Source organism: Pseudomonas putida, from assembly GCF_028682455.1.
GTDB lineage: Bacteria > Pseudomonadota > Gammaproteobacteria > Pseudomonadales > Pseudomonadaceae > Aquipseudomonas > Aquipseudomonas putida_AA.
This window is the reverse complement of sequence record NZ_JANHLD010000002.1, coordinates 99547-124554: the sequence shown is the minus strand read 5'-3', so window position 1 is coordinate 124554 and position 25008 is coordinate 99547. Positions and strand designations below refer to the sequence as shown.

The 25008-nt window shown below is 62.5% G+C and carries 24 protein-coding genes; 12 read left to right on the top strand and 12 right to left on the bottom strand.

Features of this window, described 5'->3' with window-relative positions:
- Nucleotides 1-5: 5 nt before the first annotated feature.
- Nucleotides 6-464 carry a nucleoside deaminase gene (locus NPS58_RS11375; protein ID WP_274115452.1) on the bottom strand — a complete coding sequence of 153 codons (459 nt, stop codon included), beginning with the start codon at nucleotides 462-464 and terminating at the stop codon, nucleotides 6-8.
- A 150-nt stretch (nucleotides 465-614) separates the two neighbouring features.
- Between NPS58_RS11375 and NPS58_RS11370 the strand changes: the two genes are divergently transcribed.
- Entirely contained in the window at nucleotides 615-1319 is a 705-nt protein-coding gene (locus NPS58_RS11370) for a type 1 glutamine amidotransferase domain-containing protein (protein WP_274115451.1), read from the top strand.
- A gap of 112 nt (nucleotides 1320-1431) precedes the next feature.
- Nucleotides 1432-2232 (top strand): CSS-motif domain-containing protein, encoded by an 801-nt coding sequence (locus NPS58_RS11365; RefSeq protein ID WP_274115450.1) that lies wholly within the window; start codon nucleotides 1432-1434, stop codon nucleotides 2230-2232.
- 59 nt (nucleotides 2233-2291) lie between these two features.
- On the opposite strand, the gene hppD is transcribed toward NPS58_RS11365, so the two are convergent.
- Entirely contained in the window at nucleotides 2292-3368 is a 1077-nt protein-coding gene (hppD, locus tag NPS58_RS11360) for a 4-hydroxyphenylpyruvate dioxygenase (protein ID WP_274115449.1), read from the bottom strand.
- A gap of 310 nt (nucleotides 3369-3678) precedes the next feature.
- Between hppD and NPS58_RS11355 the strand changes: the two genes are divergently transcribed.
- Both NPS58_RS11355 and rarD read left to right on the top strand, forming a co-directional pair.
- Complete coding sequence (locus NPS58_RS11355) at nucleotides 3679-5238, top strand: EAL domain-containing protein (protein WP_274115448.1); 1560 nt, start codon at nucleotides 3679-3681, stop codon at nucleotides 5236-5238.
- A gap of 63 nt (nucleotides 5239-5301) precedes the next feature.
- A complete protein-coding gene (gene rarD / locus NPS58_RS11350; RefSeq protein WP_274115447.1) occupies nucleotides 5302-6189 on the top strand; it encodes an EamA family transporter RarD in 888 nt (295 codons plus the stop codon).
- Here the strand turns inward: rarD and NPS58_RS11345 are convergent.
- Nucleotides 6152-7723, bottom strand: a complete 1572-nt coding sequence (locus NPS58_RS11345) for a TerC family protein (RefSeq protein WP_274115446.1) — start codon at nucleotides 7721-7723, stop codon at nucleotides 6152-6154. The genes rarD and NPS58_RS11345 overlap by 38 nt on opposite strands.
- Nucleotides 7724-8002: 279 nt before the next feature.
- On the opposite strand from NPS58_RS11345, the gene NPS58_RS11340 reads away from it, so the two are divergent.
- Nucleotides 8003-8590 (top strand): LysE family translocator, encoded by a 588-nt coding sequence (locus tag NPS58_RS11340; RefSeq protein WP_274115445.1) that lies wholly within the window; start codon nucleotides 8003-8005, stop codon nucleotides 8588-8590.
- Here the strand turns inward: NPS58_RS11340 and NPS58_RS11335 are convergent.
- Both NPS58_RS11335 and NPS58_RS11330 read right to left on the bottom strand, forming a co-directional pair.
- A complete protein-coding gene (locus NPS58_RS11335; RefSeq protein ID WP_274115444.1) occupies nucleotides 8587-9372 on the bottom strand; it encodes an AraC family transcriptional regulator in 786 nt (261 codons plus the stop codon). The two genes, NPS58_RS11340 and NPS58_RS11335, sit on opposite strands and share 4 nt — an antisense overlap.
- Complete coding sequence (locus NPS58_RS11330; RefSeq protein ID WP_274115443.1) at nucleotides 9372-9917, bottom strand: helix-turn-helix domain-containing protein; 546 nt, start codon at nucleotides 9915-9917, stop codon at nucleotides 9372-9374. The genes NPS58_RS11335 and NPS58_RS11330 overlap by 1 nt, the downstream gene beginning before the upstream one ends.
- Before the next feature lie 158 nt (nucleotides 9918-10075).
- Here NPS58_RS11330 and NPS58_RS11325 point away from each other — a divergent pair, with 158 nt between their 5' ends.
- The gene (locus tag NPS58_RS11325) at nucleotides 10076-10858 is read left to right on the top strand and encodes an aldolase (RefSeq protein ID WP_274115442.1); all 783 of its coding nucleotides are present in this window, start codon (nucleotides 10076-10078) and stop codon (nucleotides 10856-10858) included.
- Nucleotides 10859-10901: 43 nt separating this feature from the next.
- Nucleotides 10902-11786: a dihydrodipicolinate synthase family protein gene (locus tag NPS58_RS11320; protein ID WP_274115441.1), complete on the top strand. Its 885-nt coding sequence runs from the start codon at nucleotides 10902-10904 to the stop codon at nucleotides 11784-11786.
- A gap of 6 nt (nucleotides 11787-11792) precedes the next feature.
- Here NPS58_RS11320 and NPS58_RS11315 read toward each other — a convergent pair whose 3' ends face one another.
- Nucleotides 11793-12809 carry an AraC family transcriptional regulator gene (locus tag NPS58_RS11315; protein WP_274115440.1) on the bottom strand — a complete coding sequence of 339 codons (1017 nt, stop codon included), beginning with the start codon at nucleotides 12807-12809 and terminating at the stop codon, nucleotides 11793-11795.
- A 168-nt stretch (nucleotides 12810-12977) separates the two neighbouring features.
- Between NPS58_RS11315 and NPS58_RS11310 the strand changes: the two genes are divergently transcribed.
- From NPS58_RS11310 to NPS58_RS11300, 3 genes are read left to right on the top strand one after another with little or no spacing between them, the layout of a single operon-like run.
- The gene (locus NPS58_RS11310) at nucleotides 12978-14162 is read left to right on the top strand and encodes an acetyl-CoA C-acyltransferase family protein (protein WP_274115439.1); all 1185 of its coding nucleotides are present in this window, start codon (nucleotides 12978-12980) and stop codon (nucleotides 14160-14162) included.
- A 17-nt stretch (nucleotides 14163-14179) separates the two neighbouring features.
- Complete coding sequence (locus NPS58_RS11305; protein ID WP_274115438.1) at nucleotides 14180-15028, top strand: 3-hydroxybutyryl-CoA dehydrogenase; 849 nt, start codon at nucleotides 14180-14182, stop codon at nucleotides 15026-15028.
- Nucleotides 15029-15038: 10 nt separating this feature from the next.
- Nucleotides 15039-15632, top strand: a complete 594-nt coding sequence (locus NPS58_RS11300; RefSeq protein WP_274115437.1) for a TetR/AcrR family transcriptional regulator — start codon at nucleotides 15039-15041, stop codon at nucleotides 15630-15632.
- Between the two features lie 50 nt (nucleotides 15633-15682).
- On the opposite strand, the gene NPS58_RS11295 is transcribed toward NPS58_RS11300, so the two are convergent.
- From NPS58_RS11295 to NPS58_RS11275, 5 genes are read right to left on the bottom strand one after another with little or no spacing between them, the layout of a single operon-like run.
- A complete protein-coding gene (locus NPS58_RS11295) occupies nucleotides 15683-16060 on the bottom strand; it encodes a response regulator (protein WP_274115436.1) in 378 nt (125 codons plus the stop codon).
- A gap of 44 nt (nucleotides 16061-16104) precedes the next feature.
- Nucleotides 16105-17331: a hybrid sensor histidine kinase/response regulator gene (locus NPS58_RS11290; RefSeq protein ID WP_274115435.1), complete on the bottom strand. Its 1227-nt coding sequence runs from the start codon at nucleotides 17329-17331 to the stop codon at nucleotides 16105-16107.
- The gene (locus tag NPS58_RS11285) at nucleotides 17325-17900 is read right to left on the bottom strand and encodes a chemotaxis protein CheB (RefSeq protein WP_274115434.1); all 576 of its coding nucleotides are present in this window, start codon (nucleotides 17898-17900) and stop codon (nucleotides 17325-17327) included. The genes NPS58_RS11290 and NPS58_RS11285 overlap by 7 nt, the downstream gene beginning before the upstream one ends.
- Nucleotides 17897-18718, bottom strand: a complete 822-nt coding sequence (locus NPS58_RS11280) for a CheR family methyltransferase (RefSeq protein ID WP_274115433.1) — start codon at nucleotides 18716-18718, stop codon at nucleotides 17897-17899. Before NPS58_RS11280 ends, NPS58_RS11285 begins: the two co-directional genes overlap by 4 nt.
- Complete coding sequence (locus tag NPS58_RS11275; protein ID WP_274115432.1) at nucleotides 18715-22209, bottom strand: response regulator; 3495 nt, start codon at nucleotides 22207-22209, stop codon at nucleotides 18715-18717. Before NPS58_RS11275 ends, NPS58_RS11280 begins: the two co-directional genes overlap by 4 nt.
- A gap of 277 nt (nucleotides 22210-22486) precedes the next feature.
- Between NPS58_RS11275 and NPS58_RS11270 the strand changes: the two genes are divergently transcribed.
- Both NPS58_RS11270 and NPS58_RS11265 read left to right on the top strand, forming a co-directional pair.
- The gene (locus NPS58_RS11270) at nucleotides 22487-22843 is read left to right on the top strand and encodes a response regulator (RefSeq protein WP_274115431.1); all 357 of its coding nucleotides are present in this window, start codon (nucleotides 22487-22489) and stop codon (nucleotides 22841-22843) included.
- A gap of 111 nt (nucleotides 22844-22954) precedes the next feature.
- Nucleotides 22955-24268: a glycosyltransferase gene (locus tag NPS58_RS11265; protein WP_274115430.1), complete on the top strand. Its 1314-nt coding sequence runs from the start codon at nucleotides 22955-22957 to the stop codon at nucleotides 24266-24268.
- On the opposite strand, the gene cobF is transcribed toward NPS58_RS11265, so the two are convergent.
- Nucleotides 24234-24983, bottom strand: coding sequence for a precorrin-6A synthase (deacetylating) (cobF, locus tag NPS58_RS11260; RefSeq protein ID WP_274115429.1), 750 nt, complete (start codon nucleotides 24981-24983; stop codon nucleotides 24234-24236). The two genes, NPS58_RS11265 and cobF, sit on opposite strands and share 35 nt — an antisense overlap.
- Between the last annotated feature and the right edge of the window lie 25 nt (nucleotides 24984-25008).

Genomic DNA, 25008 nt, shown 5'->3' with positions numbered 1-25008 from the left:
TCGCCCTAGCGGCCGATATCTTCGTTCCAGAGCTCGGGCCGGGCGGCGATGAAGTCGCTCATCATGTCGATGCACGCCGCATTGTGCTGGACCTCGAGGCTCACCCCCCGAGACTTGAGCAGGTCTTCCTCGCCCATGAAGGTCTGGTGCTCGCCCACGATCACCCGCTTGATTCCGTACAGCAAAATGGCACCGCTGCACATCGCACACGGCGACAAGGTGGTGTACAGGGTCGATTCGGCATATACCGTGGCAGGTTGGCGACCGGCATTCTCCAGTGCGTCCATTTCGCCATGCAGGATCGCGCTGCCCGACTGCACCCGACGGTTGTGCCCGCGGCCGATGATCCGCCCCTGGTGCACGATCACCGAACCGATCGGAATGCCGCCCTCAGCCAGTCCCAGGCGGGCTTCGTCGATTGCCGCCTGCATGAATTCATCCGTTTGCGTTGCCGGGTTGCTCATAGTGGTTCAACTCTCGCGTTCATACATTGGACGGGTGAAGGCTAGCATAGCGCCTGGGCAATGGCGTCCAGGCCAGTCACTACTATGCTGTAGAGGTTTTCCTCGGTGATCCGGGTGTACCGGGTCCGATCCAGTGAAGGGAGCCTGGTGATGAGCAAGAAAATGCTGGTGGTCCTGACCAATACGGCGAAATACCCGACGCTCAAGCGCCCCACCGGGCTGTGGCTGGGTGAAGCCGTCCATTTCGTCGACAAGGTCGAAAAGGCCGGCTACAAGGTGGACTACGTCAGCCCCGCAGGCGGCTATGTGCCCATCGACCCGCACAGCCTGAGCATGGCCCAGGACATTGACTGGGCCTGGTACAACGACAAGGCCTTCATGAACCGCCTAGGCACCACCTTGAGCCCCGGCCAGGTCAAGGCGCAGGACTACGTGGCCATCTACTATGCCGGCGGCCATGGCGTGATCTGGGACTTTCCGGACAACACCGGCCTGCAGGACCTGGCCCGCAAGATCTTCGAGGCCGGCGGCGTGGTGGCGTCGGTATGCCATGGCGCCGTCGGGCTGCTCAATATCAAGCTCAGCGACAACACCTTGCTGGTCAAGGATCGCGAGGTGACCGGGTTTTCCAATGTCGAGGAGCAACTGGCCGAGCTCGACAAAGTGGTGCCCTACCTGACCGAAACCGAACTGGGTGCTCGCGGCGGCCTGTACCGCAAGGCAGAGGATCCCTGGCAGGCCTTCGCCATTGCCGACCAGAAGGAAGGCCGCCTGATCACGGGCCAGAACCCGGCCTCCGGCGGTGCGGTGGCAAACCTGGTGGTCAACGCGCTGGCAGGGGCCAAGCACATCTAACGACAACGTTGTGCTTACAAAGACTACATGGACCGACAATGGTGCCTACAGGCGGCCCATTGTCCGCGACTTATGCTCAGTGCTTACACTCTGGCATTGAGGCGAAACGTCCATGGTCCCCCATTCCTACGCCGGCCGCAGCCTGGTCGAGTTCCTCATCACCCTATTGATCGGCCTCGCCCCTGTTGCCTGCGGCTTGCTGGTGCTTTCACTGCAAGTCGAGCGCAAACAGGAGGAAACCATCGAAGTGACCGCGCGCGAAGCGATCTACACCATCGATCACGTGATGAGTTCCTTGCACACCACGAGTAGCCAGGCACTGGTCCTGGCCCAAAAACCCTGCGATGCGGCGCTGCCGGAATTGCGCCAGATCGCAATCCGCCAGCCCAACGTCCGCTCGCTGATGCTGGTCAAGGAGAACCTGGCCTATTGCAGCACGTTGTTCGGGGATTTCCAGCGGATTATCGACCCGGGCAGCTTTCTCAACATGCGCCTGCGCGTAGACCCGAGCAGCGAGGCCACCCCCCATTCCGGCGTGCTGATCTATCGACTGCAGGAGTTCCCCTTCGGCGTGCTGGCGCTGGCCAACCTTCAAGTGCTGCAGCGCGAGCTGCTGGGGTTCCAGAACGAGGTGGTGCTGATCCTGCAATTCGGCCCGCAGTATGTCTGGGCCACCGGAAACGGCGCATTCGAACAGACGCCGGACCATGAAGAAGACACCTTGCAGGTGGTTTCCAAGCAGTACGGCTACACCGTGCATGCCGGCTACCCGGACAGCTATACCTGGGGCGCGATACAACAGGCGATAACGGCGACCCTGCCTTCGCTGCTGCTGGTCGGCATCTTGACCTCGGCCGTCGCCTACTGGGCCATGTTCAGGAGAAAGACAGCCCCTGCCCCCCGCCCCCACTGAGGGCAAGAAAAAAGGCCATTGAGGAAACCCTCAATGGCCTTTTCGTTTGCGGGTAACGATTACTCGGCGTTCAGCACACCGCGACGCACCTGGTCACGCTCGATCGACTCGAACAGCGCCTTGAAGTTGCCTTCGCCGAAGCCATCATCGCCCTTGCGCTGGATGAATTCGAAGAACACCGGCCCCATCAGGGTTTCGGAGAAGATCTGCAGCAACAAGCGTTTGTCGTCCGGCTGCGACGAGCCGTCGAGCAGAATGCCCCGGGCCTGCAGCTCGCCAACCGGCTCGCCGTGACCTGGCAGACGCCCTTCGAGCATTTCGTAGTAGGTTTCCGGCGGCGCAGTCATGAAGCGCATGCCCAGCTTTTTCAGCGCATCCCAGCTCTTGAGCAGGTCGTCGGAGAGGAACGCCACATGCTGGATGCCCTCGCCGTTGAACTGCATGAGGAACTCTTCGATCTGCCCGGCGCCCTTGGAGGACTCTTCATTGAGCGGGATACGGATCATGCCGTCCGGTGCGGTCATGGCCTTGGAGGTCAGGCCGGTGTACTCGCCCTTGATGTCGAAGTAGCGGATCTCACGGAAGTTGAACAGCTTCTCGTAGAACGCCGCCCAGTAGGCCATGCGCCCGCGGTATACGTTGTGGGTCAGGTGGTCGATGATCTTCAGGCCAGCGCCCACCGGATGACGGTCGACGCCTTCGATGAAATTGAAGTCGATATCGTAGATCGAGCTGCCTTCTTCGAAGCGGTCGATCAGGTACAGCGGCGCACCGCCGATGCCCTTGATCGCCGGCAAGCGCAGCTCCATCGGGCCGGTTTCGATTTCGACCGGCTGGGCACCGAGTTCCAGTGCGCGAGCGTAGGCCTGGTGGGCATTGCGAACGCGAAACGCCATACCGCATACCGACGGGCCATGCTCGGCGGCAAAGTAGGAGGCGATGCTTTTCGGTTCGTTGTTCAGGATCAGGTTGATACCGCCCTGACGGTACAGGTGTACGTCCTTGGAGCGGTGGGTCGCGACCTTGGTAAAGCCCATGATCTGGAAGATCGGCTCCAGGGCGCCAGGGGTCGGCGATGCGAACTCGATGAATTCAAAGCCCATCAGGCCCATCGGGTTTTCAAAGATGTCAGCCATTACTCGTTACCTCATCATCAAAGCGCTAAAAACAGTGATTACTTGCTATCGATGTCGAGCGAAGATGGCGGCGCGCAGGAGATGCCCCTCACACTGCGTGCGAGGTAGTCACCATAGATAAGCTTGAACCCAAGACACTTCATAGGGACCCATTCTCGGCGGGTTGATTCCTCAAGGCGCGAGGAACCTTATTATTGTATGCGTAAGGTGATTCTACAGTGCGTAATCTGATTTGTCGCACTTTAAGTTCAGGCGCGAGGCCGACGAACGGCTATCCTCTGCACTGGTCCGTTCTATCAGGTTAGTCGCCATGCCCCTTTCGGTACACCATCGCCCTCGCCGCCTCTGGCGCCTTGCACTGCCTTGGGTGGTGGGCGCACTGCCCCTGCTGTGTGGCGTGCTGATCATGCAATGGCAGGCAGGCCGGGAACTGCAGGCCCGAAGCGAAGAGAACGCGCGCCATGCAATGAACCAGGTCGAGCGCATTCTCGATGACATCTCTGGCGCGGCCACAGAGCTGCTGCCACTGGCCGGCCAGCCATGCCTGGCAGAAAAGCTCGCCCTGCGTGACCAGGTGACCCGACGCGCCTTTGTCCGCTCCACCAACCTTGAGTACAAGGGCGAGCTGTATTGCAGTTCGCTGTTCGGCCCCTTCACCGAGCAGGTCAACCCTGCCGATTACACCCAGGGCAAGCTCTGGTTGATGAGCGGCAACTCGGTCACCCCTGGGCATCCGCTGCTGGTCTACCGGGTCCAGGAGGGCGAGCGTGGCGCCATCAGCACGGTCGACGGCGAACACTTGCTCAATGTCCTGCGCCTGCTCGACCCCGACAGCCGCCTGGTGCTGCAGGTGGGCAGGTACTGGATGGACCGCAATGGCCAGGTGCAGGACAGTCTGGTACCCAAGGCCGACGTCGCCCCGGTCGAACTGTCATCGTCGCGCTACCCGTTCTCGATCCACAGTGGCTATGGCCCGGACAAAGTCGGCCGGGTGATGCGCAGCGAGTTCCCTGCCCTGCTCGCCTTGCTGGTGGTGCTCGGCGCCATTGCCGGGGTGACCTGCTATTGGCAACTGCGCCGCGCCGGCTCGTCGCGGGCAGAACTGCAGCGAGCCATGGAAGCCAATGAATTCGTGCCCTACTTCCAACCCGTGGTGCGCCGGGGAGACTACCGCTGGGCCGGCGTCGAGGTGTTGATGCGCTGGCAGCACCCACGCGAAGGCCTGGTGCGCCCCGACCTGTTCATCCCCTTCGCCGAACACAGTGGCCAGATCGTGCCCATGACCCGCCAGCTGATGCAGCGCACTGCCCAGGTACTGGCACCTCATGCCGAGCTCCTGGGTGAAGGCTTTCATATCGGTATCAACATCACTGCCGATCATTGCCAGGACCTGGCGCTGTTCGATGATTGCCAGCAGTTCCTTGCCGCCTTTCCCCAAGGTCAGGTGCGCCTCACCCTGGAGCTGACCGAACGCAAGCTGATCATCCCGACCGACATCACCCAGGAGCTGTTCGCCAAGCTCCATGAACTGGGGGTGATGATTGCCCTGGACGATTTCGGTACCGGCCAGTCAAGCCTGGCCTACCTGCGTCAGTTCCAGGTCGACTACCTCAAGATCGACCAGAGCTTCGTCGCCATGATCGGCGTGGACGCGCTGTCACTGCATATCCTCGACAGCATCATCGAGCTGTCGAGCAAGCTGGGCCTGGGGATTGTCGCAGAAGGGGTGGAGAACGAAGCACAGCGTGACTACCTGGCCCGCCACAACGTCGACTTCCAGCAAGGCTACCTGTTCGCCCGACCGATGTCGGTCACCGACTTGATCCCGGCACTCGAAGCGCACGTGCGACTGCACAACGTTGCCCCATGAGGCCGGGAGCTGAGACCATGGGCGGGCTGACCGCCCCTTTCTTTTCCTGCTACAGAGGCCCTCGTGTCCAAAGGCATTGTTTCATCGGTTGCGGCCTCGTGCCTGTTTGCCGTGATGTACTTCTATACCTCGCTGATGACGCCCCTGGACGGCGAGGAAGTGTTTGGCTGGCGTACCCTGCTGACCCTGCCCTGCCTGACCGTGTTCTTGCTGGTGAGCAAGGACTGGAAACTGGTGACGGACCTGCTGGCACGCATCCGCCACAACCCGCTGTTGCTGCTGGGTATGCTGGGCACCTCGTCGATGCTGGGAGTGCAGCTGTGGCTGTTTCTCTGGGCGCCGCTGCACGGTCGCAGCCTTGAAGTGTCGCTGGGGTATTTCCTGCTGCCGCTGACCATGGTGCTGACCGGCCGCCTGGTCTATGGCGAGCGCCTTTCCCACCTGCAGAAAATCGCCGTGGCCTGCGCCGCGACCGGGGTGGGCCACGAGCTGTACCAGCACGGCAGCTTCGCCTGGGAGATCCTCGTGGTCGCCATCGGCTATCCGCTGTATTTCATCCTTCGACGCAAATGCCGTACGGACCATCTGGGAGGGTTGTGGGCCGACATGTGCCTGCTGCTGCCGGCGGCGCTGTACTTCGTCATCCAGGGCCCGATGAGTGCCCAGGACCTGGCCGACCATCCGGCCCTGTATGGCCTGATTCCACTGCTGGGGGTGATCAGCGCCCTGGCGCTGATCTGCTACGTGCTCGCCAGCCGGTTGCTGGCTTTCAGCCTGTTCGGCCTGCTCAGCTATGTGGAACCGGTGCTGCTGGTGGGGGTAGCCCTGCTACTGGGCGAGACCATCGGTCCCGACCAGTGGCTGACCTACCTGCCGATCTGGCTGGCGGTACTGGTGCTGATCCTCGAAGGCGTCAAGCACCTGCTGCGCCAGCAACGACGTTCGGCCTGAGGCGCACCTCGCGCACCCGTCGATCCTCCACGGCGACCACCTCCAGCTGCCAGTCATTGCACTGCAGGTTGTCGCCCACCACCGGCAGGCGATCCAGCAAGCTCATCACCAGCCCTGCAACGGTCTGGTAATCCTCGGTGGGCTTGGCCACAAAGCCGATGCGCGCCTGGACCTGGCTGAGGTTCAGGGCGCCGCTCACCACATAGCCCTCGCCATCTTCGACAATGCCCGGCCCCTCGACTTCGCTGGCATCAGGCAACTCGCCGGCAATGGATTCAAGGATGTCGGTCATGGTCAGGATGCCGGTGAAATCACCGAATTCGTTGACCACGAACGCGATGTGAGTCGACTGGCTGCGCATCTGCTCCAGGGCATTGAGGATGCTGAAGCTCTCCAGCAGGTTCAACGGCGTGCGCACCAGGGTCTCGAGGTCGGGCTCGCTACCCGCCAGCAATTCCTTGAGCAGCTCCTTTTTATGCACGAAGCCCAGCGGTTCCTCGATGCGACCACCGCGAATCACCGGCAGACGCGAATAGGACGAATGCATCAGCGTTTTGCGGATGACCTCGGGCGGCTGCGCAAGGTCGACCACATCGACCTTGGCACGCACCGTCATCAGCGTCTTGATCGGCCGCTCGGCAAGGTTGAGCACGCCACTGATCATCACCCGCTCGCGGCGGTCGAACAGCACTTGCTCCTCGGCGCCCTCGACCAGATCGGCAATTTCTTCACCCACCTCATCGGCCTCGACACGGCGGCCACCGAGCAAGCGCATGACCGCATGGGCGGTGCGCTCACGCATCGGCCGGTGCTGCTGCATGCTGCGCTTGCGCCGGGCCCGGGCCAGCTGGTTGAAGCTTTCGAGCAGAATCGAGAAGCCAATGGCCGCATACAGATAGCCCTTGGGAATATGAAAGCCCAGGCCTTCGGCGGTCAGGCTGAAACCGATCATCAACAGGAAGCCCAGGCACAGCATGATCACCGTCGGGTGATTGTTGACGAAGCGGGTCAGCGGCTTGCTGGCAACGATCATGATGCCGATCGAGAAGATCACCGCGATCATCATGATCGACAGGTGCTCGACCATGCCGACGGCGGTAATGACCGCGTCCAGCGAGAACACCGCATCCAGCACCACGATCTGCGCAACGATGGGCCAGAACGCCGAATGGCGCGCGCTGCCGCCTGCCTGGGCCACATGCCCTTCAAGGCGCTCGTGCAACTCCATGGTGGCCTTGAACAGCAGGAACACACCACCGAACAGCATGATCAGGTCACGCCCGGAGAAACTCTTGTCGAACACCTCGAACAGCGGCGCGGTCAGCGTCACCATCCAGGAAATACTGGCCAGCAGGCCAAGGCGCATGATCAACGCCAGCGACAGGCCGATCACCCGCGCACGGTCGCGCTGATGGGGCGGCAGTTTGTCGGCGAGGATGGCGATGAACACCAGGTTGTCGATACCCAGTACCAGTTCGAGCACGATCAGCGTGGCAAGGCCCAGCCATGCCGTGGGGTCGGCTAGCCATTCCATGCGCAGGTACTCATCTGGGGAAACAGGGGGGAAGCGTCACAAGGACGGGAGAGAGGCCGGGACGGCCAGGTACTGGGGGGCTCCGAGAACGAAGTCATATCAACCTGAAATCAATTGGGGGGAGAATCCTATAATTTCAGCACGCTTTTCTCACAGCGTGAAAATGTTTCAAATTCTGTAGGGTATTTCCTGCCTCACCCTCCGATCAGGGTGATTTTCTTCAATACCTGCCGTTTTCGGCACATCAGAATCGGGCTACCCCATGACAAGGACACCCCAATGAGCCTGATGCTTTCCATGGCCGCCTTCGCGCTGGCCGCCTCCATCTCACCCGGCCCGGTCAACATTGTTGCCCTGGGCAGCGGCGCCCGGCACGGCCTGCGCGCCAGCCTCAGGCACGTCACCGGTGCCACCCTGGGCTTCAGCCTGCTGTTGCTGCTGATCGGCCTTGGCCTGCACCAACTGCTACGTTATTGGCCCGCCCTGACTCAGGTGCTCCACGCCGGTGGCGTGGCGTTCTTGCTGTACATGGCCTGGAAACTTGCCAGCGACGGGGGTGAATTGGGCAGTGGCGCGCACACCGAAGCGCCGTCGATGCTGGCCGGCGCCACCCTGCAATGGCTGAACCCCAAGGCCTGGCTGGCCTGCGTGGCCGGTGTCGGCGCATATGTCGGTGAAGGCGAAACCGGTTTGCTGTGGCAATTCACGGCGATCTACTTCGTCATCTGCTACCTGTCCATCGCCAGCTGGGCCTGGGCAGGCAGCGTGATCAGCCAGTACCTGGGCAACCCGCGCCGGGTCCGCGTGTTCAACCGCATCCTCGCCGGGCTGCTGGTGGCCAGCGCGCTGTACTTGTTGGTGGGCTAGTGGGCTGAGCGGTAATGACCGGGCGTTGCCGCCAGCAGGCGTTTGAACGCCCGTTGCAGGTGCGCCTGATCGGCAAACCCGGCCTCGAGCGCCACCTCGGCAATCAGCCGCCCGCGCCGCAACTGCGCACGGGCATACTGCACGCGCTGGTCCAGCAGGTAGGCGTGGGGTGTCAGGCCAAACTGCTGCTTGAAGGCCCGGATCAAGTAGGAAGTGGACAAGCCTGCGGCCGCGCCGATGTCTTCGAGACGTAAAGGTTGGGTGCAGTGTTCACGGATAAACGCGGCGGCAGCCAACAAGCGCGGATTACCCTGCCCCCGCCCTGCAGGACTGCTCCCGAAGCGCTGGATCAGCTCGCCGAAGAAAATACGCAGCGCAGCGTCCTTGCCAGGGGTGCTGCCTTGATCGTCCAGCAGTACCTCGAACAGTTGGCACAAGGCCCTGTACACGATGGGCGAATCGCTGCGGATCGCCTCAAAGGGCTGGAAACCCAAGGCCTGCAACCAGGACAGGTCGACATACAGCATCAGGTACGACCAAGGTTCGCCGTGGATGGGGTTGCAGGTGTGCACCACACCCGGGTTCATCATCACCACCGTGCCCGACGACACTTGCCGATGGCTTTGGCCGCTCACATAAGTGCTGCGCCCGGCAGTGATTGCGCCAATGGAAAAACTTTGGTGGGAGTGTGGCGAATAACAGACCTTGCGCCCGTCATCGACCCTGCGCGCCTCGACAAAAGGCAGTGCCGGGTCGCGCCAGAACCGCGAGGCGCTGCTCATTACTGTCCTTCGGCGTCGTGCACCACCACCAGCAACTGCGCCTGCACTTCGCCAAGCGAGCGCAGGCGGTGGGGGGTCTGGGCATTGAAGTACAGGGCATCACCGCGTTCGAGGATGACCCGCTCGTTCATGAAGTCCACCTCCACCTGGCCTTCATGAACGAACAGGAACTCCTCGCCAAGGTGTTCCTTGAAGGTCGAATCACTGAAGTCCCGCGGTGGGCTGATGATGAAGGGCAACAGGCTGCGGCTGCCGATATGGCTGGCCAGCACCGCATAACCCGGGCCCTGGGCGCTGCCCGACAGCGCCTGGCGCTCGCCGCTGCGCACCAGGCTGTAGCGCGACTGGCCCGGCGCATCCTCGGCGAACAGCTCTTCGACATTGACGCTGAGCGCGCGCGCCAGCTTCAGCGCGGCAGCAATAGAGGGGGTATTAAGGCCACGCTCGACCTTGGACAGGTAGCTCTTGGTCATGCCGGACTTCTCGGCCAGCACTTCCAGCGTAATCCCAAGTTTTTTTCTTAATAATTTCAATCGGATAGACATGCGACGCGATTTTCCAAGTTCCACGGGCAAGTTTTTTCTTGCTAATGACACATTGTGTCATTTAGCCTTGTTTGTGTCACCACGCTGAGTCGCCCGCCACCTTCCAAGTAATCGGGCAACCCAGCGCTGACATTTTTCCCACCACCGAGGATATCCCCATGGCCAAGACAATGGCATTGCCAAAGGACCAGCTGATCAAGCAGGCCCTTACACAAATGCAAGGCTCGCTTGCCGATAATACGTGGACTGTGCGCGAAAAGCTGGCCCTGACCTGCCGAATTCTCTTCGACAACGGCCACGATTCGGGCCTTGCCGGACAAATCAGCGCGCGGGGCCCGCAGCCCGGCACCTTCTATACCCAGCAACTGGGCCTGGGTTTCGATGAAATCACCGCCAGCAACCTGCTGCTGGTCAACGAAGACCTGGAAGTGCTTGAGGGCAGCGGCATGCCCAACCCGGCCAATCGCTTCCACAGCTGGGTGTACCGCGCACGCCCGGACGTGAACTGCATCATTCACACCCATCCCACGCACGTCGCCGCCCTGTCGATGCTCGAAGTGCCGCTGCAGGTCTCGCACATGGACCTGTGCCCGCTCTATGAAGATTGCGCGTTTCTCGAAGCCTGGCCGGGCGTGCCGGTGGGCAACGAAGAAGGCGAAATCATCAGCGCCGCCCTGGGCGACAAGCGCGCCATCCTGCTCTCGCATCACGGCCAGCTCTCCACGGGCGCCAGCATCGAGGAAGCCTGTGTCATCGCTCAGTTGATCGAGCGCGCCGCCAAGCTGCAACTGCTGGCCATGGCCGCAGGCGAGGTCAAGCCGATCGAGCCGGCACTGGGTCGCGAAGCCCATGACTGGATCTCCCGCCCAAAACGCCACAGCGCCGCCTTCAATTACTATGCGCGCCAGTGCCTGCGGGTGCATGCCGACTGCCTGAACTGATTGTTGCCTTTTCGCCCTATTTGCCTTACTTGCGGAGTTCATCATGTCCACGACTTTTCACGGCATCATCGGCTACACCATCACCCCGTTCAGCCAGGACGGCGAACAGCTCGACCTGCCCGCCCTGGGCAAATCCATCGAACGCCTGATTGCCGGGGGCGTGCACGCCATCGCCCCGCTGGGCAGCACCGGTGAAGGGGCTTACCTCAGCGACCTTGAATGGCAGCAGGTTGCCGAGTTCAGCCTGGCGCACATTGCCAAGCGCGTCCCCACTATCGTCAGTGTCTCGGACCTGACCACCGCAGGCGCCATTCGTCGCGCGCGCTTCGCCCAGGCCCATGGCGCCGATGCAGTCATGGTGTTGCCGGCCGCCTACTGGAAGCTCAGTGAAGCCGAGATCATCCAGCACTACCGCGCCATCGGTGCGAGCATCGATGTGCCGATCATGCTCTACAACAACCCGGCCACCAGCGGCACCGACATGTCAGTGGAACTGATCCTCAAGATCGTGCGCGAGGTCGACAACGTGACCATGGTCAAGGAGAGCACCGGCGACATTCAGCGCATGCACAAGCTGCAGTTGTTGGGCGAAGGCCAGGTGCCGTTCTACAACGGCTGCAACCCCCTGGCCCTGGAAGCCTTCGTGGCCGGTGCCAGCGGCTGGTGCACGGCCGCCGCGAACCTGATCCCCGACCTCAACCAGCAGCTGTACCAGGCTGTGCTTCGGGACGACCTGAAAACCGCCAAGGACGTGTTCTACCGCCAGTTGCCACTGCTGGACTTCATCCTCAAGGGTGGATTGCCCGCCACCATCAAGGCGGGCCTGGCGATGACCGGGCTTGCGGTGGGTGAGCCACGCCGGCCGGTGTTCGCGCTGGATCAGGCCGGCCAAGGCCACCTCAAGACACTGCTGCAAACGCTGCGCTGAGTTGCGCTAGCGGCGCGAGGCGGCCATGCGCAGGCGATAACCGCCAGGGCTTTCACCGGTCCACTTCTTGAAGGCCCGGTGAAACGCACTGGGCTCCTGAAAGCCCGTGCGCTCGGCGATTTCGGCGATGCTCAGGTCGGTCTCGCGCAGGCATTCGAAGGCCATGGCCCGACGCACCTCATCCTTGATCTGCTGGAACGAGCGCCCCTCGCGTTCCAGCATCCTGCGAAAGCTGCTGGCACTCAGGCCCTGGCGCTTGGCCATGGCCACCAGCGTCGGCCACTGCCCGTGCTCGCGCTCACGCAGGTATCGGTACACCTGGGCCACCTGGCCATTCTGGTTGCGATAGCGGATCACCAGCCACTGGGGAGCGCTGCGCAGGAAGGTCTTGAGCCCGGCCAGGTCCTGGACCACCGGCAGGCGCAAGTAATCGGCGGCAAACTCGATCTCCGTGGCCCCGGCCCCCAGCTGCAGGTTCGGCCCCCACAGCAACGGGTCGTCATCCTGCTTCGGGCGCTGGTCGGTCAGCGCGGTCCGGTCTATCACCAGGCGTTGCCCGCCCAACCAGCACAGCAGGCTGATAACCAGCGCCAGGAAGGTTTCTTCGGCATACACTCGAGTGACCGGGTCGTCGATCTGCGAGCGCAGGCTGATCAGTGCGCGCCCACCCTTGATGGTCAGGCTCGAGCGCATATCCCGCAGGAACAGCCCGAAGTTGCCCAGGCACTGACGCAAGGCCTTGCCCAGGTTCGGCTCCTGGATCAGCCCCCGGCAGATCAGGGCAAAGCTGCCCACCGGCATGCCGTGGCTGTCGAGGTTGAAGAACTCGTCGTTCAGATCCTGGATCAGCAGCAGCCATAGCCGCGCAAAGGCCGAGGCATGCACCCGCGAGGCGGGTGAGTCGAGCAACCCGGGATCAATGCCGGCCTCACGCAGCAGCGCCTCGGCTCGCTGCGGTTGATCGCGCAGGGAGTGGAGCATGGAATGGACGAAATAGACCGCGACTGTATCGTTTTCCCGCATGGGGGTTTCCGCAAGGGTATGGCAAAAAATACCAGTTCCACTGAGCAGTTAAGGCATAGGCCCGGCTGCAGCCTTTGCCTAGACTCGATCACTACCTGAACCTGGCCCGGTGTGCATTCTGGCAGAGCCTGCCATTGCCCCGCCACGCTTTCGCCTATGGAGTCGATCATGAATACCCCAGAAATCTACGTCGTCAGCGCCGTGCGCTCGGCAATCGGCAGTTTCGGCGGCGCCCTCAAGGACCTGCCGCTGGCGGACCTTGCCAGCACCGTGACCCGCGCCGCCATCGAACGCGCCGGTGTGGCTCCCGAGCAGATCGGCCATGTGGTCATGGGTACCGTGATCCCTACCGAAGCACGCGATGCCTACCTCGCCCGCGTGGCGGCAATGAATGCCGGCATCCCAAAGGAAACCCCGGCGTTCAACGTCAACCGCCTGTGTGGTTCGGGCCTGCAGGCCATCGTCTCGGCGGCGCAGAGCCTGCTGCTGGGCGAAGCCGAAGCCGTAGTGGCCGCCGGCGCCGAATCCATGAGCCGTGGCCCGTACCTGCTGCCCCAGGCACGTTGGGGTGCTCGCATGGGCGACCTCAAGGGCATCGACTACATGCTCGGCGTGCTGCATGACCCCTTCGCCAGCTTCCACATGGGTATCACCGCCGAGAACGTCGCCGAGCGCAACGGTATCACCCGCCAGATGCAGGATGACCTGGCCCTGGTCAGCCAGCAGCGCGCTGCCCGCGCCATCGCCGAAGGCCGCTTCGCCAGCCAGATCGTGCCAATTGATATCCCCGGCCGCAAAGGCACCGTACGCTTCGAAGTCGACGAGCATGTGCGTGGCGAAGTGACCGCCGAGCAACTGGCCGGCATGAAGCCTGCTTTCAAGAAGGACGGTACCGTCACCGCCGGCAACGCCAGCGGCCTGAACGACGGCGCTGGTGCCCTGGTGCTGGCCACCGGTGATTTCGTCAAGCGTCACGGCCTGCGTCCGCTGGCTCGCCTGGTGGCTTACGCGCATGCCGGCGTCGAACCGGAACTGATGGGCCTGGGCCCGGTACCTGCCACCCGCAAGGTGCTGGAGAAGGCCGGTATCAGCGTCGCCGACCTGGACGTGATCGAATCCAACGAAGCCTTCGCCGCACAGGCCTGCGCCGTTTCCGGCGAACTGGGCTTCGACCCCGAGAAAGTCAACCCCAACGGTTCGGGCATTTCCCTGGGGCACCCGGTGGGTGCTACCGGCGCGATCATCGCCACCAAGGCCATCCATGAGCTGCAACGCATCGAAGGCCGCTACGCACTGGCGACCATGTGCATCGGTGGCGGCCAGGGCATCGCCGTCGTCTTCGAACGCGTCTGAACCAAGGAATCATCACAGTGAGCATTGAAAACATTGCCGTGATTGGTGCCGGCACCATGGGCAACGGGATTGCCCAGGTGTGTGCGGTGGCGGGTTACCAGGTAACCCTGATCGATGTGTCCGACGCTGCGCTGGAGCGCGGCGTGGCCACCTTGCGCAAGAACCTGGAGCGCCAGGTAAGCAAGCAGACGTTGGCTGCCGAAGCGGCCGAGGCTGCCGTCGCACGCATTCGCACCAGCACCGACTACGCCCAGCTTGCCTCTGCGCAACTGGTGATCGAAGCCGCCACCGAGAACCTCGACCTCAAGCTGCGCATCCTCAAGCAGATCGCCGAGAGCGTCAGCAGCGAGTGCGTGATTGCCACCAACACCTCGTCGCTGTCGATCACCCAGCTGGGCGCGGCCATCGGCAACCCCGAGCGGTTCATCGGCGTGCACTTCTTCAACCCGGTGCCGATGATGGCCCTGGTGGAGATCATTCGCGGCCTGCAAACCAGTGACGCCACCTACGCCAAGGCCCTGGCCCTGACCGAACAGGTCGGCAAGACGCCGATCACCGCCGGCAACCGCCCGGGCTTCGTGGTCAACCGCATCCTGGTGCCGATGATCAACGAAGCGATCTTTGTGCTGCAGGAAGGCCTGGCCAGCGCCGAGGACATCGACACCGGCATGCGCCTGGGCTGCAACCAGCCGATCGGCCCGCTCGCCCTGGGCGACCTGATCGGCCTGGACACCCTGCTGGCCATCATGGAGGCCTTCCACGAAGGCTACAACGACAGTAAGTACCGCCCTGCCCCCCTGCTCAAGGAAATGGTCGCCGCCGGCTACCTGGGTCGCAAGAGCGGTCGCGGCTTCTACACCTACTGAGGGCCTGACCATGGACGCCGCTTTGCGCTGTGCGAACTTCGAAGAGCGGCGTGACAAGGCCTTGGCGCTCTTCGCCGAGAAAGGGTTTGGCCAGGTCAGCATGCGTGAGCTGGCCAGCCACCTGGGCTTGACTGCGGGGTCGTTGTACCACCACTTCCCCAGCAAGCAGGACCTGTTGTACGACCTGATCGAGGAGTTGTACGAAGAGCTGCTTGCCACCCTCAACCAGGGGCGCCGGGCGCACCAGCAGACCCTCGCCGAGGTGATTGCCGCACACTGGGCGCTGCATGCCGAGCGCCCCTTGCAGTTTCGCCTGGCCGAACGGGATCAATGCTGCCTGAGCCCGGACCAGCAGGCGCGCATCGGCCAATTGCGCCAGCAATACGAGACCGCCCTGCTACGGCTGCTGGTGCCCAAGGCCACCTTGCGTGGCAAGGCACTGGAAGCCACGGCGCATGTCATCGCCAACCTGCTCAACAGCCTGCCCGGCTGGCTGCAGACCTCGCAGCTGCCGCAAGCCCAGGGCCTGGCCTTGATGGAAAGCATGCTGATGGGCGGGATCGAGCGGACCTTGCGCGGTGAAAGCCTCAACTCGATGGCCTGACCCGCTACCGCGCTATCGGCTGCGGGTCATGCACCTGGTCTGGCCAGGCGCTAGCGCAATAGCGCCTGGATCTGGTCGCGCAGCGTATCGAGGTCGAACGGCTTGGCCAGGATCGGCGCCTTGAAGGCTATCGGGCTTCCCGACTCGCGGATCTCTGCCGGGTACCCGCTGATGAAAATCACCTTGAGGTCCGGTCGCAATTTCAGGGCAGGTTCGGCGATCTGCACGCCGGAGACCCCTCCCGGTAGGCGAAAATCGGTGACGATCAGGTCCAGGTGCGGTTTGCTGGCGAGGATTTCGAACGCCTGTTCTCCGTCTTCAGCCACCAGTACGTGGTACCCCTCACCGGCCAGGTAGTCCCGCAGGACCATGCGAATGGTGTCGTCGTCTTCGACCACCAACACCACATCTTGCGCATCTTCACTCATGCCAACGCCTTGTTTTTCAAAAAGTTCTAACTACGACCCCAACCTTACGCCGAGGTTGCCTGCTGCTGGTTCGCTTCGTGTTGCAGTTGGGGCATCGGCAGGCGGACGGTAAAGGTCGCGCCTTGCCCCTCGATACTGTGTACACCAATGCTGCCGCCATGAGCCAGCACGATCTGCTCGGAGATATACAAGCCCAGGCCCAGCCCCGCGCTGCTCTGGCTGGACGCCACGCGCTCGAACTGCTGGAAGATGCGTTGCTGGTTCTGCTCGCTGATACCGATGCCCTGGTCCCGAACCTCGATGCAGGCCATGCCCTGCTGCTCGAAGGTACGCACCTGCACCGGGCTCTTCGCCCCGTAGCGCAAGGCATTGGTCAACAGGTTCGCCACCACCTGCTCGATGCGAAACTCGTCCCACACACCGCGCAGCGACGCCTCGGCACTGAATTCGATGTGTGACTGGGCAGCGATGGCCTGTGCGGCGAAATTCTCGATCAGGCCGCCGACCAGTTGCGACAGGTCGAAAGGGCTCGGCCGGATCGACAACTTGCCGGTGCGAATACGCGAGACGTCGAGCATGTCCTCGATCAGGCGGATCAGGCTGTTGATCTGGCGCTCGTCACGCTCGACCATGGCGCGCATCTTGTCCAGGGTGAACGCATCGGCGTTGTCACGCGCCAGGTGCATCTTGCGCAGCTGGGTTTCCAGGATCAGGCCGTTGAGCGGCGTGCGCACCTCATGGGAGACAATCGACATGAAGTCGTCGCGCATGCGCACCGCGTGCTCCAGCTCGCCGCGGGTGATCTGCAACTGGGCCAGCAGTTGCGCCTGCTCTTCGCGACTGCGCTCTATGGCTTCCAGTTGTTGCTTGAGCGCCTTGCGCTGGCGGAACAGGTCGATGAACACCGCCACCTTGCTCTTGACGGCATGAGGGTCCAGCGGCTTGTGCAGAAAGTCCACCGCCCCGCTTTCGTAGCCCTTGAAGGCGTAGTTCATCTCGCGTCCGGCGGCGCTGACGAACACGATGGGAATGTTCTTGGTCTTCTCCATGCCGCGCATCAACTCGGCCAGCTCGAAACCGTTCATGCCCGGCATCTGCACATCGAGAATGGCCAGGGCGAACTCATGCTCGAGCAGTAGCGACAGCGCCTGGTCGGCCGATTGCGCCTGATGCACCTCGCAGTCGCTGCCCTTGACCAGTGCATCCAGCGCCAGCAGGTTTTCCGGCAGGTCGTCGACGATCAGCAGCTTGGCTTGTATATGACTCAGCATTCAGTGGGCTCCAGCTTGGCGAGCAATTGCCCGATGCCATTCAAAGGCAGTATATGGTCAGGATGGTGCAAGGCCAGTGCCGCTTGCGGCATGGTGGCAACCTGAGCCTCCCGAGGGTCCTGGACAACAGTGCAGCCGCCCAGGCGCTTGATGCGCGCCAGCCCTGCGGCCCCGTCCTCGTTGGCGCCGGTCAGCAGCACACCCAGCAGCGCAGGGCCATAGGCGTCGGCGGCGGACTCGAACAACACGTCGATCGAAGGCCGGGAGTAGTACACCCGCTCCTCCTGGCTCAAGGAAAAACTGCGATCCTGCTCCACCGACAGGTGGTAGCCGGGACCGGCGAAATAGATCATGCCCGGAGCCAGCGCCTGCTTGTCCCGGGCCTCGCACACCGGACGCCTGAGCCTGCGGCCGAACACCTCGGCCAGCTGGCTGTGACGGTCGTCGGGCAGATGCAGCACGCACACCAGGGGAATCCTGAAGTCCGGCGGCAGGTAGTGGAACACATGCAGCAAGGCGCTGACGCCGCCGGCCGAGGCGCCCAGGGTAATCGCCTGGATACCGTTCATGATTTGCGGTAGATCCGTTCAGGCCTGACCAACGCCTCGAAGCGGTCGGCGTAGGCGGAAAAGTCCAGCGACTCCTTGCTCCCCAGCACCAGGAAGCCCCGGTGGCACAGCGACTCGTGGAACAGGCCGAAAGCGCGATCCTGCAAGGACTTGTTGAAGTAGATGAGGACGTTGCGACAGGAGATCAGCTGGGTTTCGGAGAACACGCTGTCGGTGGCCAGGCTGTGGTCGGCGAAGGTCACGTTGTCGCGCAGGCTGCTGTCGACAATGGCATTGCCGTAGGCCGAGGTGTAGTACTCGCTGAAGTCGCGGCGCCCGCCGGCCTTGCGGTAGTTCTCGGCATAGGCGTGCATGTTCTGCATCGAATAGATGCCCTGCTTGGCTTTTTCCAGGGAGTTGGGGTTGATATCGGTGGCATAGATGATGGTGCGCTCCAGCAGGCCTTCTTCGCGCAACAGGATCGCCATCGAATAGACCTCCTCGCCCGTGCTGCAGCCGGCGATCCAGATCTTCAACGACGGCCAGGTGCGCAACAGCGGCACCACTTCCCGGCGCAGGGCGAGGAAGTGCTCGGGGTCGCGGAACATCTCGCTGACTGGAATGGTCAGGAACTGCAGCAATTGCATGAACATGCCTGGATCGTGCAGCACCCGTTCCTGCAGGGCCGAGACCGTCTTGCAGTCGAACTGGCGCAGGGCATGCTGGATCCGGCGCTTGATCGAGGCACCGGAGTAATCGCGAAAGTCATAGCTGTACTTGAGGTAGATCGCCTCGATCAACAGCCGTATTTCAATGTCGGTGTTACGTTCGATAGTCAAATTCGCTCCAATTGCGGCAGCCAGACACGAATCAGCGAGAACAGGCGATCGAGTTCTATCGGCTTGGCCAGGTAGTCGTTGGCCCCCGCTTGCAGGCAACGTTCCTGGTCGTCCTTCATCGCCTTGGCAGTGACCGCGATAATTGGCAGCTTGCGCCAGCGCGGATCCTTGCGAATCAAGCGAGTGGCTTCATAGCCGTCCATTTCCGGCATCATCACGTCCATCAGCACCAGGTCGACATCGATGTTCTGCTCCAGTCGCTCCATGGCTTCGCGACCATTGCGGGCAATCTCGACGATGGCGCCCTTGTGCTCCAGTGCGCTGGTCAGGGCGAAGATGTTGCGCACATCGTCATCGACCAGCAGCAACTTGCGCCCTTCGAAGACCTTGTCGCGACTGCGTGCGGTCTTGAGCATGCGCTGTCGTTCATGGGACAGCGTCGACTCGACTTTGTGCAGAAACAATGTCACCTCGTCGAGCAGGCGCTCCGGCGAACGCGCCCCCTTGATGATGATCGAGCGTGAGTACTTGAGCAGGTCGGCCTCTTCGTCCCGGGTCAGGTTGCGCCCGGTATATACGATGACCGGCGGGAAGGAGCGGATGTCCTCGGCCGACATGCGCTTGAGCAGCTCATTGCCCAGCATGTCGGGAAGTTTGAGGTCGATGATCATGCAGTCATAGATATTCTCGCGCAGCAGTTCCAGGGCCTGTTGGGCCATGCCGACGGCGGTGATCTCGATGTCGTCGTCGCCGATCAGGCGGGCGATGCTCTCGCGCTGCAGGTCGTCGTCCTCGACCAGCAGAATGTGCTTGAGCTTCTGGGTGAGCTTGGCCTCGAGGCGGGCGAACACCGCCTTGAGTTCGTCGCGACTGGCGGGCTTGACCGCATAACCGACCGCGCCCATATGCATGGCCGCCTCCATCCGGTCTTCGACAGAAATGATATGCACCGGTATGTGCCGGGTGCTGGCCTGCTCCTTGAGACGCTGCAGCACCGTCAGGCCCGAGTGGTCCGGCAGGCGCATGTCGAGCAGGATCGCGTCGGGAATGAAGCGTGCCGCCAGCTCGAAACCTTCGTCGGCCGCCTGGGCGACCAGGCAGCTGTACCCCAGCTCATGGGCCAGATCGAACAGGATGCGGGCAAAGTTGGGCTCGTCCTCGATCACCAGGATGCAGCGGTTGCTGAAGGGTGCCAGCTCGCGGTCATCGGCAAAGGCCGGCGCGTGGCGAGGGGCGACGGCCACGCTGGCAGGCGCCTGCGGCTCGGGCTCGCTCACCTGTACCGGCGGCTGGTTGATGATCACCGCCGGGACCTGGTCGGCCTCCGGCTCGTAGTGCTCCGGCAGGATCAGGCTGAACACGCTGCCCTTGCCTTCGCTGCTGTCGACACTGATCTGTCCGCCCAGCAACTGGGCCAGGTCGCGGGAAATCGAGAGCCCAAGGCCGGTACCGCCGTAGCGTCGATTGGTAGTGCCGTCGGCCTGATGGAACGCCTCGAAGATGCTTTGCTGTTGATCGGCGGCGATCCCGATGCCGCTGTCGCGGACCGTGAAGACAATCCCGGTGCCCGGCTGCGCGCTGACAGTCAGGCTGACCTGGCCCTTCTCGGTGAACTTCAGTGCGTTGGACAGCAGGTTCTTGAGGATCTGCTCCAGGCGCTGGCGGTCGGTGTACAGGGTCGCCGGCACCTGCGGCTCGATGACCACGCTGAAATCCAGGCGCTTCTCGCTCGCCAGCGGTGCGAACAGCGTCTGCAGGCCTTCCGTCAGACGTGCCACCTGGGTGGTTTGCGGCCTGACTTCAAGCTTGCCGGCCTCGACCTTGGCAATATCGAGAATATCGTTGATCAGGTTGAGCAGGTCGTTGCCGGCCGAGTAGATCGACTCGGCAAACTTGACCTGCTCTTCGCTGAGATTGCCCTGGCTGTTCTCTGCCAGCAGCTTGGCCAGGATCAGCGAGCTGTTGAGCGGCGTGCGCAGCTCGTGAGACATGTTGGCCAGGAATTCGGACTTGTACTTGCTCGAACGCTGCAGTTCTTCGGCGCGCTCCTGCAGCTCGCCCTGGGCACGATTGAGCTCGCTGTTCTTGTGGTCCAGGGCATCGCGTTGCTGGGCCAGGGCGTCGGTGCGCTCGGCCAACTGCTCGTTGGTCTGTTCCAGCTCTGCCTGCTGGGTCTCAAGGTGCGCCTGGGACTCCTTGAGTACCCGTGATTGCTCCTCCAGCTCTTCGTTGGCGGTTTTCAGCTCTTCCTGTTGCACCTGCAGTTCTTCATTGAGCTGCTGGGTTTCCGCCAGCACTTCCTGCAGGCGTTGACGGTAGCGGGCGCTCTCGATGGACGTGCCGAGGTTGTCGGCAACCCGCTCCAAAAACTCGATGTCGCGGTCGGTCAGGGCGCGCAGGAAGCCGAGTTCGACCACGCCGTTGATCTGTCCGTCATTGCTGGCCGGAATGACCAGCACGCTGCGTGGCAGGCCCTCGCCCAGGCCCGAGGCGACTTTGAAATAGTCCTCGGGCACCTCATCCAGGCGCAGCAGGCGACCCTGGCTCACGGCCTGGGCCAGCATGCCTTCCTGGTGCCCGATCACCTGTTCGCGCTCCTGTTGCTCCCGTGAAAAGCCGTAGCTGGCCACCCGGCGCAGGCCGCCGTGCTCGTCTCGCACATAGAGCGCCGCGACCACGCTGCCCAGGTAACTGGCAAAAAAACGCAGGATATTGTTGCCGAGCATCGGCAAGGTCAATTGGCCCAGCACCTGTTCGGCCAGTTGGGTCTGGCCGCTGCGCAGCCAGGCTTGCTGTTCCAGTCGCAGGTTGGCACGTTGCTGGGCCTCGAGGTTGCTGGAGTAGCTGGCCGAGAGCGCCAGCAAGTCGCGGCGCCCAAGAAACGCCAGCAAGGCACTCAAGAGGATGACAAAGACCAGGTAGGTACTGATAGCCACCACGGTGTTGGTGCTGACCTGTTCGTTACGCGCCACCCGCAACTGGTGCTCCATGGCGATGAAGGCATCGAACTCCTTGCGGATTTCGTCGGTGATGCGCTTGCCGCGACCGCTGCGAATCGGTGCACTGTAATCGCCGGCTTCGCGGCGCAGGGTGATCATTTCGCTGGCAAACGCATTCCACTCGCTCTGCAATCCGATCAGCCGCTCCAGCCGGTCCAGCTGCTGCGGGTTATCCATCACCAGTTGCTTCAAGCCAGTGAGCCCGGACATCACCTGGGGCTTGGCTACTTCGTAGGGGTCCAGGAAGCGCTCGTCACCGGTGATCAGAAAGCCGCGCATGCCGGTTTCCATGTCGATCGACAGCTTCACCGTTTCATTGGCGTTGTTGATCACCCGGTCGGTATGTTCGACCCACTGGATGGCCGAAAGCAGGTAACTGACCACCGCCACGAACACCAGGGCACTGAGCAGGCCCACCCCCAAAGGCAGTCCGATGTTGCGGCTCAGCAACTTGCGAAAGCTTTGCTGATCTATCGAGGCGGGTTGAGTCATTGCAAAAAGTCCGGGCAAGTGAATCAAACAAAAGAGTGTGGCGGATTTTTCGAGTATTTGTTCTATTTTCCGCGACACAGGCCGCTGCTGGGCCTTTCTGTCATGAAGTCTAAACAGCTTTGCCGAATCTGGCAGGGCATTTAGCCAGCATTTGAGACCTGTGTACGGCAATCGTTCCCTGCCAGTGCGCAGATCGCTATTCTGCAGAACACGCCGGGAACTTCAGGTAACCCCCGGCTTACAGAATATGAACACACACCTGCACAGGACCCTTGCCATGCCCTCACCTACCCTTCCGCTGCTGGTCGTCGAGGATGACGATATCGTGCGCATGCTGATCGTCGAAGTGCTGGCAGAGCTGGGCTACGCGGTGATCGAGGCCCAGGACGCCGCCGCCGCGCTGGCGATCCTTGAAGACGCCAGCCAGCCGCTGGCGATGATGATGACCGATGTCGGCTTGCCGGACATGGACGGCAAGGTACTGGCGGCCAAGGCCCGCGAAGCCAGGCCATTGCTGCCGATCCTGTTCGCCAGCGGCTATGCCGAAACCATCCAGGTGCCCGAAGGCATGCACCTGATCGGCAAGCCGTTCAGCATCGATCAACTGCGCGACAAGGTGCACGGCATCCTGTAGAAGCGGGCTTGCCCCGCGATGCGATGTAACTGAACGACCGCTATCGCGGGGCAAGCCCGCGCCTACCGGATCTGGTTTAATACGCGTTTTTTGCCAAGGCGCTCAGCACTCATGTCCACCCTCAATGTCCTGGCCATCGGCTACGTCTGGCCCGAACCGCGCTCTTCGGCCGCCGGCGGGCACATGATGCAGATCCTTGAAAGCTTCGTGCAGCGTGGCTATCGCGTCACCTTCAGCAGCCCGGCGACCGTGGGCGAGCACAAGGCAGACCTGGCAAGCCTTGGCATCGCCGAGCAGGCCATCACCCTCAATGACAGCAGCTTCGATCGGTTCGTCGCCGAGCTGGCCCCGGATGTGGTGCTGTTCGACCGCTTCATGATGGAAGAGCAGTTCGGCTGGCGCGTGGAGAAACACTGCCCCAATGCCCTGCGTGTGCTGGAAACCTCCGACCTGCAAAGCTTGCGCGATGCCCGCCAGCAACTGCTGCGCCGCCGCCTGGTCGAAGGCCTGGACCCGAACGACTTTCGCGCCCTGTTCTCCACCCCCGGCCCCGAGCTCTATCGACAGATGGCCGCGGCTGACGTGACCCTGCGCGAACTGGCGGCCATCTACCGCAGCGACTTGAGCCTGATGATTTCAGATGTCGAGATCGACCTGCTGATCAATGGCTTCGGTGTTCCCGAGCACCTGCTGCACTGGTGCCCGCTGATGGTCGACATTCCCAGCGAGCCGTTCAAGCCCTACGCCGCGCGCGCGAACTTCCTCAGCATCGGCAACTTCCGCCATGCGCCCAACTGGGATGCCGTGCTGTGGATGAAGAACAGCCTCTGGCCGATGATCCGCCGACGCCTGCCCCAGGCCCAATTGCATATCTATGGCGCCTACACGCCGCCCAAGGCGACGGCGCTGCACAAGCCGGCCGAAGGTTTTCACATCATGAACTGGGCCGAAGACGCCCTGGAGGTGATGAGCGACGCGCGTATCTGCATGGCGCCGCTACGCTTCGGCGCCGGCATCAAGGGCAAGCTGACCGACGCAATGCTCTGCGGTACACCCAGCGTCACCACGCCCATCGGTGCCGAAGCCATGCACGGCTCCCTGCCCTGGCCAGGTGCCGTGGCCAGCACTGCCGAAGGCCTGGCCGAAGCCGCGGCGCAGCTCTACAACGACGAGTCGCGATGGCTGCAGGCCCAGCAACAGGGCCTGCAATTGCTCGCTGCGCGCTATGATCGCCGCCAGCACGCGGTTGCCCTGGTGGAACGCATCGAGTACGCGCTCAGCGATCTGGCCCAGCACCGCCTGTTCAACTTCACCGGGGCCATGCTGCGCCATCACCAGCACAAGAGCACCCAGTACATGGCGCAGTGGATCGAAGCCAAGAACCGCCTGGCTACAGCGGCCGACGCAGCAGATAAGTGTCCATGATCCAGCCCTTGCGCGCCCGGGCCTGGGCGCGCAGCTCAAGAATCCGTGCCTTGACCTGCTGCAACGGACCACTGACGAGCATTTCGTCCGCGGTGCCCAGGTAGGCACCCCAGTAGATGTGCAGCGCCGGGTCATCGAGGTCGGCGAATGCACAGCCACCATCGAGCATCACCACCAGGTTGTCGATCTGCGCCTGTTCAGGCAGGCGTCGGCCCGGCAGCACGGTCAACGGTTCGCCGATGCGGTTCAGGGGAATACGATGGCGGGCTGCCAGGGCCTGTACGCTGCTGATGCCTGGGATCACTTCGAGTTCGAACGCCAGCCCCCTGGCCTGGACCAGGTCAAGGATACGCAGGGTACTGTCGTACAGCGTCGGCTCGCCCCAGAGCAGGAACGCCCCGCATTCTCCCTCGCCAAGCTCGGCTTCCAGCAGGCGGGCGTACAGCGCCGCACGCTGCTGGTGCCAGTCGTGCACCGCACCCACATAGTCACTGGCCTCCCCCGCACGTTGCGGGTCTTCGACCTGCACGACCCGATAGCTTGTGTAGCGGATATAGCGTTCCAGAATGTTTTTGCGCAGTTGCAGCAACTCGTCCTTGACCGTGCCCTTGTCGAGGACGAAGAACACTTGGGCACGGTTCAGTGCATCGATGGCTTCAACCGTAATCTGGCGCGGATTGCCCGGCCCGATCCCGATCAATAACAGCTGTTTCATTGCAGTCGGTCCATTGTTCGGCCAG